The 13,620-nt window shown below is 33.7% G+C and carries 15 protein-coding genes; all 15 read left to right on the top strand.

What is annotated here, in order from left to right:
- The first annotated feature begins 15 nt into the window (after positions 1–15).
- The 15 genes from corA (at position 16) to ABI125_06645 (ending at position 13,494) form a co-directional block, all read left to right on the top strand.
- Positions 16–1,080, top strand: coding sequence for a magnesium/cobalt transporter CorA (gene corA, locus ABI125_06715; GenBank protein ID XCF07544.1), 1,065 nt, complete (start codon positions 16–18; stop codon positions 1,078–1,080).
- Positions 1,081–1,183: 103 nt separating this feature from the next.
- Positions 1,184–2,299 carry a tyrosine-type recombinase/integrase gene (locus ABI125_06710; protein XCF07543.1) on the top strand — a complete coding sequence of 372 codons (1,116 nt, stop codon included), beginning with the start codon at positions 1,184–1,186 and terminating at the stop codon, positions 2,297–2,299.
- Positions 2,300–2,454: 155 nt separating this feature from the next.
- Positions 2,455–3,939 (top strand): AAA family ATPase, encoded by a 1,485-nt coding sequence (locus ABI125_06705; protein ID XCF07542.1) that lies wholly within the window; start codon positions 2,455–2,457, stop codon positions 3,937–3,939.
- A gap of 290 nt (positions 3,940–4,229) precedes the next feature.
- Positions 4,230–4,601 (top strand): type II toxin-antitoxin system RelE/ParE family toxin, encoded by a 372-nt coding sequence (locus tag ABI125_06700; protein XCF07541.1) that lies wholly within the window; start codon positions 4,230–4,232, stop codon positions 4,599–4,601.
- Positions 4,574–4,864 (top strand): helix-turn-helix transcriptional regulator, encoded by a 291-nt coding sequence (locus tag ABI125_06695; protein XCF07540.1) that lies wholly within the window; start codon positions 4,574–4,576, stop codon positions 4,862–4,864. Before ABI125_06700 ends, ABI125_06695 begins: the two co-directional genes overlap by 28 nt.
- 585 nt (positions 4,865–5,449) lie before the next feature.
- A complete protein-coding gene (locus ABI125_06690; GenBank protein ID XCF07539.1) occupies positions 5,450–6,028 on the top strand; it encodes an outer membrane beta-barrel protein in 579 nt (192 codons plus the stop codon).
- Between the two features lie 594 nt (positions 6,029–6,622).
- Positions 6,623–7,036 carry a hypothetical protein gene (locus ABI125_06685; GenBank protein XCF07538.1) on the top strand — a complete coding sequence of 138 codons (414 nt, stop codon included), beginning with the start codon at positions 6,623–6,625 and terminating at the stop codon, positions 7,034–7,036.
- Between the two features lie 8 nt (positions 7,037–7,044).
- The gene (locus ABI125_06680; protein XCF07537.1) at positions 7,045–7,617 is read left to right on the top strand and encodes a hypothetical protein; all 573 of its coding nucleotides are present in this window, start codon (positions 7,045–7,047) and stop codon (positions 7,615–7,617) included.
- Positions 7,618–7,620: 3 nt separating this feature from the next.
- Positions 7,621–8,091 (top strand): hypothetical protein, encoded by a 471-nt coding sequence (locus ABI125_06675; protein ID XCF07536.1) that lies wholly within the window; start codon positions 7,621–7,623, stop codon positions 8,089–8,091.
- Positions 8,092–8,096: 5 nt separating this feature from the next.
- The gene (locus tag ABI125_06670) at positions 8,097–8,363 is read left to right on the top strand and encodes a hypothetical protein (protein XCF07535.1); all 267 of its coding nucleotides are present in this window, start codon (positions 8,097–8,099) and stop codon (positions 8,361–8,363) included.
- 158 nt (positions 8,364–8,521) lie between these two features.
- Positions 8,522–9,304 carry a hypothetical protein gene (locus tag ABI125_06665; GenBank protein ID XCF07534.1) on the top strand — a complete coding sequence of 261 codons (783 nt, stop codon included), beginning with the start codon at positions 8,522–8,524 and terminating at the stop codon, positions 9,302–9,304.
- Between the two features lie 138 nt (positions 9,305–9,442).
- Positions 9,443–10,024: a hypothetical protein gene (locus tag ABI125_06660; protein XCF07533.1), complete on the top strand. Its 582-nt coding sequence runs from the start codon at positions 9,443–9,445 to the stop codon at positions 10,022–10,024.
- Between the two features lie 150 nt (positions 10,025–10,174).
- Complete coding sequence (locus tag ABI125_06655; GenBank protein ID XCF07532.1) at positions 10,175–10,615, top strand: hypothetical protein; 441 nt, start codon at positions 10,175–10,177, stop codon at positions 10,613–10,615.
- A gap of 576 nt (positions 10,616–11,191) precedes the next feature.
- Entirely contained in the window at positions 11,192–12,862 is a 1,671-nt protein-coding gene (locus ABI125_06650) for an RNA-directed DNA polymerase (protein XCF07531.1), read from the top strand.
- Positions 12,862–13,494, top strand: a complete 633-nt coding sequence (locus ABI125_06645; protein ID XCF07530.1) for a hypothetical protein — start codon at positions 12,862–12,864, stop codon at positions 13,492–13,494. The genes ABI125_06650 and ABI125_06645 overlap by 1 nt, the downstream gene beginning before the upstream one ends.
- Positions 13,495–13,620: the final 126 nt, after the last annotated feature.

The raw sequence follows: 13,620 nt of genomic DNA, 5'->3' as shown, positions 1-13,620 counted from the left end.
ATAGAACATTCTTTTATGGCTAAAAAGCGAAAACTCCGATCTAAAAAACACATCGGGCAAATTCCGGGCAGCGTTATCTATACGGGCGAAAAACAGGACCACAAACTGTTTATTGAAGCCTTCGATTACAACAAAGGCATGCACATTGAAAAAGAACTCTTAGACGTTGAAGAGTGTTTCAATTTTGAGCATGGCACCGTAACCTGGATCAACATTAATGGGCTAAACCACGTACACGCCATAGAGCGCATTGGCGAACACTACGAGCTGCACCCTTTGGTTTTGGAAGATATCGTGAACATTTCTCAGCGCCCAAAAATTGATGAGTACGACGATTATCTGTTCGTGGTGCTTAAAATGCTCTATTACGATACCAACGAAAAAATCGTTTCAGAGCAGGTAAGTTTTGTGCTTGGCCCCGAGTATGTGCTTACCTTTCAAGAATCTGAAGGCGATGTGTTCGATAGTGTTAGGGAACGTATTCGGCAAGGTAAAGGGCGTGTGCGCAGTATGGGTGCCGACTATCTGCTTTATGCTTTGATGGATGCTATTGTAGACCATTATTTTAGCGTGATTGAAATTTTGGGCAATAAAATTGAAGATTTTGAAACCAACATATTTTCAGGCAATGTAGATGAAGACATCAGCCAAAACATCCAAAACCTAAAACGGGAAATTTTAAGGGTGCGCCGTGCCATTTTTCCGTTGCGCGAAATTATCAGCCGAATGGAAAAAGGCGACAATTCGCTTATTGAACCCAAAACGATCACCTACTTTCGTGATGTTTACGACCATTTAATACAAGTTTCAGAAAACATCGACATTTACCGCGAAATGATCTGGAGTTTAATGGACATGTACATGACCACCATTAGCAATAAAATGAACGAGGTCATGAAAGTCCTCACCATTATGGCCTCCATTTTTATACCCCTCACCTTTATTGCCGGCATTTATGGCATGAATTTCGAATACATCCCCGAACTGCAGTACCGCTACAGCTACTTTATACTTTGGGGCGTCATGATTGTTATGTTTATTGCCATGCTTTTTTATTTTAAACGAAAAAAGTGGCTGTGAAAATTTTCAGGCTGTCTGTTTAGTCTCAACTAAATTTACTTCCATTCTTTTATTTTAATATGAAAATTCGTAATTTTAGTGGTTGTCTTTTTAAAAACACCCCATGAAAACCATCACTTTAAATTTACTGAGCCACCGAAACACGGACCGTATAGGTATTGCGTTTCAATGGGACCGAGAGGTTTTAAACCACATAAAAGCATTGCCACATGTTAAATTCAGCAAAACATTAGGGGTGTATTATGTAAATTATACTTCTGAAAACAAAAAACTGCTTTATGCACATTTTAGAAAAAAAAATTGGTACGTTAACTATTCCAAATTATCGGGCACCCCACAAAAAACAATTTCTACAACAGAACATGTTGAGCTTCCGCCATTGCATGAAAAAGACCGAGAAAATTTAGAAAAGTTCAAAAAATGGCTGAACCAAAAACGACTGAGCCCAAACACGGTGGCCACCTATGTTGAAGTTACTGCTTTTTTTATACGGTATGCCCACCTAAAGCAATCAAAAACGTTTACGGTTAGGTTATTGGAAAATTTCAACTACGATTTTATTGTACGCCCAAATAAATCGGTATCGTACCAGAACCAATGTATAAATGGTATTAAAAAGTTTTTGGAATACAAAGGCGTTCACTTGGAAAACATTACCATTAGCCGACCCCAAAAAGAAAAAAAACTCCCCACGGTTTTAAGTCTGGATGAAGTTAAGCAACTTATTGATGCCGTTAGCAACTTAAAACATAAGGCGTTTCTTGCCCTTATATATTCGGCCGGGCTTCGCGTGGGAGAAGCCATCAATTTACGGCCAAACGACATTGACAGTAAACGCATGCTAATACACATAAAAAGTGCCAAGGGCAAGAAAGATCGTTATACCATACTGTCGGCCACGTTATTGGAGCTGTTGCGCATGTATTACAAAGCCTACAGACCAAAAAACTTTTTGTTCGAAGGCCAATCGGGTGGCGCTTACAGCCATGCCAGCGCCCAAAGAATACTAAAAAAAGCCCGTTACAAAACGGGGCTAAAAAAACAAATTACCTTGCACACCCTAAGGCACAGTTTTGCCACGCACCTATTGGAAAACGGCACCGACCTAAGGTACATACAACAGCTTTTAGGACACAACAGCCCAAAAACCACTATGATCTACACACACGTTAGTGAACGCAGTATTAGAAATATTAGAAACCCATTTGACAGTTTTTAAAAATACTTTATATTGTAAACCAATAATTACAACATTGTAAATAAAACACGAACAAAAAAAGCCATTTATTCCGCATAGCCAACCACAATGGTTGTTTATAACGAATGAAGGTATTTATATAATTAAGTTACCCACAAGCTAAAAAAACATCGTGAATGAAAATAAAAAAGTTACAGATTGATAATTTCAGACACATCAAAAACACCGAGATTGTTTTTGGAGATAAACTAACAATTATTTCTGGACAAAACGGAACTGGCAAATCTTCAATTTTAGGTTGGGTAGCTCAACTTTGCGATTTTAAAAAAAAGAACAAAAGACTTAATGAGGAACTTTTTAAAGAAGATTTTAAATATGTTTTCAAGTTTTGTCCCACAAACGATTTTGATAAAAGTTACAAAGTTGTTTTCACTTATAAAGAAGATTCTGCTTTAATAGAAAGTGATAAAACAATAACTACAAGATTCCAACAGAAAACGGATAAATCACCTTCAAGATATAGGACTGATTTTGATGGAAGAGGTAATGCTTTAGATTTTCCAATAATATATTTAGGGTTAAAAAGACTGATTCCACTAGCAACAGAAAGAAAAATAACGGTAAAAAATAAATCAGTTCCACCGAAATACATTTCTACGTTTTCGCGTCTAGCAAAAGAAATTTTAATATTAATAGATAATAAAATTAAGCCTGAATCTATAAAATCTTCTAACAAAGATTTATTAGCAATGAAAACTGAAAATTATGGTCATTTAGGTAATTCCGCTGGTCAAGATAACATTGGCCAAATTATATCTTCGGTTCTTTCATATCAAAAATTAAAAGATGAACTAGAAGACGAATATAAAGGCGGAATAATCTTGATAGATGAAATTGATGCTTCCCTGTATGCTGGTTCTCAGATAAATTTAATTGATAAACTTTATCGTTTTGCATCAGTTTTAAATCTACAAATCATATTTACAACGCATTCATTAGAAATACTTCAACACTTAGAAACAAAATTGGGTGACGATACTGTATTGAATCATCTAGTTTTAAAAGACGATTTGGTAAGTAATGTATTAAATCCATCTTACGACTATGTCGCAAATAAAATTAAAAATCAAATAAAGCAAGTTGATAAAATAATTAAGAAAAAATTTATTTGTGAGGACAAAGTCGCTGAATATTGGGTTAATAATCTTCTAAACGGAAGTGATTTGAAAAAAATGGTTCAAGTGGAAAAAGGCCCATTTCCTGACGGAACATTACTTTCAATGGCTGAATCTAAACACAGTATTTTTAAAGACGTAGGATTTGTGTTAGACGGAGACGTTAAAGAAAAATTTAAAACAAAGAAGAAACCTAAAAAGACAATTTTTTTACCTGAAAAATCTAGACCAGAAACAGTTATGTATGAATTTTTATTCAACCTATCTGATAATGATGATTTTTGGGATGATAATATTAATTTCACAAAACAGACTTGTTTTAATAATTATACCGATTCAAGCAAAGGAACACATAAAAGATGGTTTGAGGACTTGAATAATAAAAAATACTTTGGTAATACGTATTCAAAACTTTTTAATCGTTGGAAAAAAGAAAACAAAGAAATAGCTTTAGAGTTTCAGAACGAATTAAGAACATTGGTATAAAGCCAGTGGGTAACAATGTATATAAAAAATAGCGCAAGTCATTGCTAACACTATGGTTTGGGCATTTTTGGAAAGTCGCCAAATTTTTAAATTTGACAAATTCCCAAAAATAAAATAATTAGTAAAATTTAAAAATTCGGCTTGTGTTCAATCCGAAAAGAAATCGCTTATTTTCAGCGCTACTTTTCATATACTAGACCGTTGTAAAACATACCTAAAGAACGCTCGGAACTCAAAAAATCAACTTCTGAAATTTTGAAAATAGTAACTTTTAAGTTACATTTGTCTTGATGGACAAAGTTAGGCTAGTAATACAATACAAGAATTATTTTGAGGAATTTCTACTTGCTCAGCCGAAAAAAGTTCAGGACAAGATATTTAAGGTCATTGAAATAATCGAAACCTATCAGCACGTACCGAAAACATATTTGGCACCAATGAAAAGTCACAAAGGACTTTATGAAGCTCGAATAAAATTAGGTTCGAATATTTGGCGAGTTTTTTGCTTCTTCGATGAAGGTAAGTTAGTAATCCTTTTAAACGGATTTACAAAAAAGACGCAGAAAACACCGAAAAAAGAAATCGACAAAGCTGTGATTAATGAAAGAGTATTACGAAGAAAAAAACAAAGGCAATGGAAACTAAAAGTTGGAAAGACATAAAAGACACAGTTTACGGAAAAAAAGGAACTGAACGCAGAGACGAACTCGAAAGAGATTTTGAATCCTTTAAAATCGGATTGCTTTTACGAAACGCACGTGAGGAAAAAAATCTGACTCAAGAGCAACTTGGCGAATTGATTGACAAGAAAAGAACTTACATTTCACGTGTGGAAAATAACGGCAGCAATCTGACCTTAAAGACCTTATTTGACATTGTTGAAAAAGGACTTGGCGGGAAAGTGAATATATCAATTGAAGTATAAAAAAGTACGTTTTACAACAATGGCTATAAGTAATTGCTTGTTCTCGCCTACTTTTGAAATTCCTGCGGAATTTCCAACTTGGTGCGTACTTGAAAAGTTAAACGCTAACCCACGCAACTACTCATAGCCGGAGCCGTTGTCCACAATAGCGGCCGACATCACTCGGACGGGTCAAAACTTAAACGCAAAAAACCAAGCGGACAACAAATAATTACGCGGATTCTCACTCTTGCCGGTTAAAATTTAAAAATAATGCGCAAAAGCCCTGACCGACAAAACCTTGCGGACAAAAAAAACACTCAAAACCTTAAAAAAGGAACTTTTAAAAAAACGGCCGACATACACATCCGACATCACTCTTGCCGTTAAAAAAACAGAAACGCAAGCAGACCTGCTCACTCCTATGGGCCGCTACTGATAAACAACAATGGCTATAAACCATTGCGGCGGAATTTTCTGCCGAAAATTCCAACATTATTGCTATATTCGTTCTTCGGCGGACAAATCCTGCGGATCCGTCCGCAACGGATGTATAGCCGAGACCGTTAGGCAACATTTGAAACAAACCTTAATCAAAACCACTGAATGAAAACAAAACACACTTTAGTATTCCTATTTTTTATATCATTAACGACATTTTCACAAAACAAAAAATTTAGCGTAGAAGTCAATTACCCGTTAGCAATGTCAAATGGATTTGAAAATCTTTCTGGAATTATTGATGCGAGTATTAATTATAGATTTGCAACAAGTGAACTATTTGGTTATGGTGCATCGGTAACTTTCGACTATTTAAAAGGAGACATTAATTTCAGCAATCAGGACTTGAATCGGAATTTCTTTTTCTATCACTTTGACGGATTCGCTGAAATGACTATACCTTCGGCTGAAAAACTTCATCCTTTTGCGGGAGCTGGACTTACTCTACTGAATTATGATTATCAATACCTCAGGGGAACGAACGAATTCACAACAATTGAAACACGAAAAGAAAAAGATTTAGGTTTTAATATAAAATTAGGAATTCAATATGATTTAAGTAATAACTTATTTATTCAATCATATTTTCATTCAATACGGACTTTCAATAAGTCAGATTTCAATAATGAGACAATTGGAGTAAATTACAATCAGTTAAAAATTGGCCTTGGACTTAGATTTTAATAAAACGTTGCCTAACACCGTATAAAAAAAATTGCTAGTTTTAGCTAAACCAAAGTTAGTTGCTCGTTTGCTTGCTTCTGATTTTCCTTCGGAAAATCCTCACACACAAACACGCAACTTTCCTTATACAAACACGTTGTCCACAATAGCGGCCGACATCACTCGGACGGGTCAAAACTTAAACGCAAAAAACCAAGCGGACAACAAATAATTACGCGGATTCTCACTCTTGCCGGTTAAAATTTAAAAATAATGCGCAAAAGCCCTGACCGACAAAACCTTGCGGACAAAAAAAACACTCAAAACCTTAAAAAAGGAACTTTTAAAAAAACGGCCGACATACACATCCGACATCACTCTTGCCGTTAAAAAAAACAGAAACGCAAGCAGACCTGCTCACTCCTATGGGCCGCTACTGATAAACAACAATGGCTATAAACCATTGCGGCGGAATTTTCTGCCGAAAATTCCAACATTATTGCTATATTCGTTCTTCGGCGGACAAATCCTGCGGATCCGTCCGCAACGGATGTATAGCCGAGACCGTTGTGCATAATGTATCGCAACGTTTCGGAGAACTGAAAAACGACTGAATTGAAAAACGGAATTTCTATAACTGAATATCTGAAAAACGAGAAAAAACAACGCCTGATTTACGGTGGAATTTTACTCTTGTGGATATTTGTCGGACTGAATTTCGTGAAATATAAATATGACTTTAGTCCATTCAGGATTGATATGCTGATTTTAATAATTATCTCTACTCTACTGCTGATTGGACCGATTATTATAAACAAAAAAATAATGTGGATTGGTGCTTTTGGATTTGCATTGTTACACGGACTTTGGACAACTTACAAAGTGACATTTGGAACGTTAGTCGATTTTCATAGAGATTATGTTCCAAGTCCAAATTGGAATTTAAAAGATATCGGAGTTTCTATTTTGCTAATTATTGTCTCGTTTTTAGTGACGTGGCTTATTTGGAAAATGAAACCTAAAAAATAAAAAACACTATGCACAACACTGGCTATAATTCATTACGGCGGAATTTTCCGCTGGAAAATTCCTGCCTTTTTGCTATCTTTCGTTCTCAATCGGAATATCACTGCGTGCCATTCCGTAACGAAATCATAGCCCAAACCGTTGTGGTGCATTTAATAAAAATCGAGAAAATAATGAAACCAAGTGAATCCGAATTAAAAGCAATCAGAATATCTGAGGATTATTATAATAAGGAAAGAAAAAGCTTCCTAAAGAAGTTGCTTTTAAAAAAGTTTAGTTTCGAAAATTATGAAACACCCGATTTAAAAAACCTATTCAGTTTGTGGCAAAAATTTGGTTTAAAAAATTCGGACAACAAATTGTTTTCCAAAGAAGAAAAATTAGAATGTATTGATAAATGGCATAAAATATTGTACAACAATGATTTTGACATTATTGCCGATTACCATTTAAAAGATAAAGAGTTTGGAGCTCAAGCTAGAAAGGTAATAAAAGAAAATCCTGGAGTTCATTTCAATTGGATTTTACCATCACCCGAAAACTATCTAGATGAAAATCAATCAGAAATAGGAAACTATAATTAAAAAATGAGCGGAATAATATTTATAATCGGTATTGTCTTATTTTATTGGCTAATTTCAGGAGCAAAATCACCTTGGTCTAATAAAAAATATGGTGGTTATTCAGGTAGTTCAAAATATACTACACCTAAAACAAATGCGCGAATTGAAACCAAAACTACCGTAACAACACCAAAAAACATTTCTGTTACACCTACAATAATAAATACCAAACCTGACTTAAAACTCAGTCTTGTAGATGGACAGTATAGGGTATTTCAAAATTATATTGTAAATGGAACGCAATACACTTATGGATTCCCAAAAGACAATTGTAATGACAAACGAGTTTGGATAGGAATCGGAAGTCAAGAATTAGAACGAATTTCATACCAAGAAGCCACACTAAGACTAAAAAACCAACCTGTACCGTTATTAGCGTACAAGCCAACTAACAACGAAAGTTTTAATGATTACGATGATGATTTACCATTTTAAAAAGTATGTATAACAAAAAAATATTTGAGGTTAGCGAAGATTATGAAAGAGTATATTTTAATTTCTTTATTGAAAAAGAAAATAAAATCATTGCTGTCCCAAAACAAGATTGTAAAAACAAAGCAATATATGCCGGGAAACAATTTGACAAATTAGTTTTGGTAGATAGTCAAAATGCTCATATTTTACTAACTGATTTGATGAGGAGAAGTATTTTATCACATCCTATATTGAAATTTTGTAATCCGGAATCTATTAAATTAATCGAATAAAAACGACACCACAACAATGGCTATAAGTAATTGCTTGTTCTCGCCTACTTCTGAAAATCCTCGCGGATTTTCAGTTTGGTGTGTACTTGCAAAGTTTAATGCTAAACCACGCAACTACTCATAGCCGAGACCGTTAGGCAACATTTGAAAGACGAAAATTGAAACAGATTAACAACATATTCGGACTAATTTTAGTTATAGTTATTGGAATTCCATTATTTATACTAATGCTTCCAATTATTATAATTTCAATGCCGTTTTTGCATTTTCAACAAAAACGATTTGAAAAAAAATACTCTGAATTTTTGACGGCAAATAGTGGAAAGAATTTTTTCTGTTACAATAATCGGAAGAACTCAAAAAAATATATCGAGGAAGAAATAATACCGAATCTGACAGATGGAATTGAAATCGTGTATCTAAATGGAAAAAAAGTGGAATCGGAATATAATGCTGAATTTATTTCAAAAGCACTTTACAAGCTCAAAAATTACAACCGATTTCCACACTTAATGAAAATTCGGAATGGAAAACTGATTGATAAATCAATTAACAATCCATTTTACAATCTTCTAAATCAGAATAAGCCAAAAAAAGTACTTTTAAATGAGATTAACATATTCTTTGAGTTAACACCCGAAAGTTCAAAGTTGGTAACTGATAATTACAATCCTAAGACAATGAAAAGGCTTTTTAAAGAATTATGGTTGCAATCAGATAATTGTACTGAATCAATTGAACACATTTGGTTTTCAATAAACGAAGTTGCTAAATCAACAAATAATTCAAGTGATGAAATTAAAAGATATTTGAATTTATTAATAGACAAAAATATTGTTGAATTGGTCTCTTGGAAACCTTTACTACATAAATTCACAGAGTACGGAAAAGGAATAAAAAGTGACTCAGATATTGAAAAAATAATAAAAAACGTTGCCTAACAATGGCTATAAGTAATTGCTTGTTCTCGCCTACTTCTGAAAATCCTCACGGATTTTCAGTTTGGTGTGTACTTGTAATGTTAAGTGCTAAACCACGCAACTACTCATAGCCGAAACCGTTGTGGTTAATTTGAGAAAATGAGTTATCGAAAACCAAATTTATATGAAATATTAGAGCATCTTGAAAAGAGGAAAGCAATGTATTTGGGAAATGGATACACTTTCCATTCTTTAGATGCTTTTATAACTGGTTTTGGAATAGGTTGCGACAGAGAACAGCTCGAAACTGAACAGTTCAACAATTTTTCTGACTTCAATATCTGGATTCTCGGACATTTACCAGAACATTTTGGACAAAGTGGCGGATGGCACTGGCAAATATCCAACAGAAACCCAAAAAATGACGAAAATGCTTTTAAAGAGTTCTTTAAATTTTTAGAAATATTTAAAACTGCAAAAAAACAGAAAGAAAAAATTGAAGTTGAAAAGTTTGAATTTGAAAAATCGGAATTCAGCACCAAAACGAAAACTCAAGTCAATAAAAAAGAAGTAGTCGATTCCGTCTACAAAGTAACTATGGAACACTCAAAAACCATTTGGATTGAAGGCTATAATAGTGAAAACGAATTGATTTATGAACGCTGGTGTTTAACCGAAAAAGAATTTGACGGAATCATAAATAACTTGAATAATATCAAAATAACCGAATTAAAAAACTAACCACAACAATGTATAACCGCAATTACGGCGGATTCGACTACGTCCGAATCCACTCGGAATTGCTAACGTCAGTGCTAAACCGAAAAATTTGCGTACTTTAACCCGTAACTGACGGTTATACGAGACCGTTGTGGTTAATTTAAAAAAACTTTGAAAACAGATTTGACTAAAAGATATTTAAGCAAAACACCAAAGAATATATTTTGGCTTTCATTATTGGGAATTCCTTATTTGATTTGGATGTACTCAATTGGAATTGAACTGAATAAAAAGAATACGGAATCCAACGGAATGAATAAAATGTTACTGAATATTCTTGTCGGATTTCCAACTCTTTATCTGATTAGTGCGTGGATTTTAATACTGACTGGAAATATAAATATGGAGACAATTTTACCATTCCATTTTGGCGCAATGTTCAGTATATTTTTACTGATGATTTTGACTTCTCGAACAATAATAAAATTTGAAAAAAGAGAAGGATTAAAAGAATCGAACGGAATTGGACTCTTTTTCGGAATTTGGTATTACTTCATTGGAATTTGGTATATCCAACCGAAAATGAACGATTATATTAAACGAATTGAATAAAAAACTAACCACAACAATGTATAACCGCAATTACGGCGGATTCGACTACGTCCGAATCCACTCGGAATTGCTAACGCCAGTTCTTAACCGAAAATTATTAACTTTAAATCCGTAACTGACGGTTATACGAGACCGTTGTCCACAATAGCGGCCGACATCACTCGGACGGGTCAAAACTTAAACGCAAAAAACCAAGCGGACAACAAATAATTACGCGGATTCTCACTCTTGCCGGTTAAAATTTAAAAATAATGCGCAAAAGCCCTGACCGACAAAACCTTGCGGACAAAAAAAACACTCAAAACCTTAAAAAAGGAACTTTTAAAAAAACGGCCGACATACACATCCGACATCACTCTTGCCGTTAAAAAAACAGAAACGCAAGCAGACCTGCTCACTCCTATGGGCCGCTACTGATAAACAACAATGGCTATAAACCATTGCGGCGGAATTTTCTGCCGAAAATTCCAACATTATTGCTATATTCGTTCTTCGGCGGACAAATCCTGCGGATCCGTCCGCAACGGATGTATAGCCGAGACCGTTGTATGCAATTATGAAAACAGAATATATTAAATGAATAGTAAAGGATTTAAAAATTGTTTTTCACCTGATTCAATTCTACTTGCATGGGAACGAGTTATAGCTAGTGTTGGGACTGACGCTAAAGACTACTTTGGAATTAGCGTATTCAACTCAAACTTAACTAAAAACTTAAAAAACCTCACTGAAGAAATTAATTCTGGGAAATATAATCCAAGTAGACCGTTTAAATATTTTGAACCAAAAATCAATGGTACACAAAGAACTAAAACTGTACTTGGAATAAAGGATGCGATTGTTTATCAAGCGATTGCAAACCATGTAGCAGAATTTACATACGACCATTTTGCCGAAACCAGGCATTTTGTATTTGGAAGTGTCTTAAATCCGGATGTAAAAAAAGGAGTCAAACTACTTGAGGAAGATGTTATTGATTATTACTTTTTTGAATATTATGTAAGTCTTTACAATCGCTTTGTACAAAGTATAAACGAAACAGTGGATAAACGCTCAATAAAGTTTCGTTTGGAAACGGACATTACTAGTTTTTTTGACACAATTCCTCACTCAACTTTAATAATAGAGCTGAACGGTTTCAAAATCGACAATGATATTCTAGAATTACTAGGTAAGTGTCTTAATTTCTGGTCAGGAACGAGAGATTCTCAAACTATTGGTGTTGGGATACCACAAGGACCTGCAGCTTCTTATTTCTTCGCTAATCTAATTTTAGATAGTCTTGACAGGTTAGCCATGAAAAATGGATTAATCTATTATAGGTTTATGGATGATATTAGAATTTACGATTCGAACAAAAAGACTCTTAATTCAGCCCTAATTATTTTTGATAGGCATCTAAAAAGTAAATCATTATCCATAAATATCAAGAAGACTTCAATTCAAGAAGTTGCTCACTCTGATAACGAAAAAGGAAGATTACTTGATTCATCAGGTATAAAAATTAAAAAGAATAAAAAATCTAAAGAAATAGACGTAGATATTTTAGAGCATGATTCAACTCAAATAAGTGGTGATGAGGAGAAAAATATTAAATCTCTTGATAAAAGAGAAGCTTTAAGCTTTTACTATGATGCTATACATGAAATTGAGGATGAACTCACCGACATTTATTATGCCACAAAAGATGAAAACATATTGGAATCATCATTCCTAAAAGATGTAAAACTCGTAAGGAGATTTTTAACTCTATCACAAAAATGGCGATTAATAACTCAAAATTTAATTGACATTGATGACAAAGTTCCAGATTATGAAATGGTTGATATTTGGTTATTTGGTATTTCTAGAATCTTTTGGAAAGCGAACAACCTTATTTGGAATCTAACTTATTACTTTGATTTAAAAGATTACAATGATGAGTTCAATAAACTAATCGAAGACTTCAGAGACTATGAATGGGTAAAGTATCAACTACTTGCTGTTTATGGTAAGACTTTAGATTTTAATAGTCAAAAGGTCAATTCAATTATCAAGAAAATAAGTAAAGAAGAAAGTCCTCTTGTACGATTAGGTTATTACAAAATGTTAGTTGAAAAAATAAAAATCAATTCACAGATAGCAGATTCTTTATCATACTTAATTAAATCCGAACCTGAAATTTATGTACAAGAAACTGTGCTAAATTTAATTCATCAAAAGAATCTTAACATTCCAATTGACAATCTAAAATCTTGGTTTTTATAATGGATTATTTAAAAACACTTCAAGACATAAAGGATTCAATTGGCGAAGGAAAAGAATTAACTGCTTCTAATAAGCTTATAGTAATTGGACTTATCGAGAAGGAAGAAGAAACAATAGGAATGAATGAAGATTCGTTTATTTATTTCTATGAAGATGTAATTGACCATGAAATTCAATTTGAATTTGAAGAGGCACTAACAACAGCTGTTTATGAACTAGCGCAAGGAGATGCCACTAATTGCCTAAATACGTTTTCATCCTTCAAGAAAATCGAAGATAATTCAGCATTATATTCTTGGTTACAAAATGCTATTCGGTTCACTGACCACCTAGCTTTACATTATCTTCAAGAAATAATAAAAGAAGTACCAGAAAAACAAGGTGATGCTGGTCAAGAACGCTCTAGATATATTCAAATTAATCAGAAGAAAAATGATGCTGAAAAAGCTGGTAGAATAATGGACAACCTTTACGAATGCAGAAACAAATTGGAACATCGGAAAGTAGAAAACTCAGATTCACAAAGAATAATACCACCAAATTATAAAAGAGCAAAAAAACAAATAATTAAACGTTATCCAGAAGCATTGATTTGTTTTAGAGATTCGTTTAAGAATTATTATAATAAATAACTGCATACAACAATGGCTATAAGTAATTGCTTGTTCTCGCCTACTTCTGAAAATCCTCGCAGATTTTCAGTTTGGTGTGTACTTGCAAAATTAACCGCTAAACCACGCAACTACTCATAGCCGAGA

This window comes from Tamlana crocina (assembly GCA_040429635.1).
GTDB classification, from domain to species: domain Bacteria; phylum Bacteroidota; class Bacteroidia; order Flavobacteriales; family Flavobacteriaceae; genus Flavisericum; species Flavisericum crocinum.
Note: the sequence above shows the minus strand (reverse complement) of the source record. Positions and strands in the feature narration are given on the sequence as shown.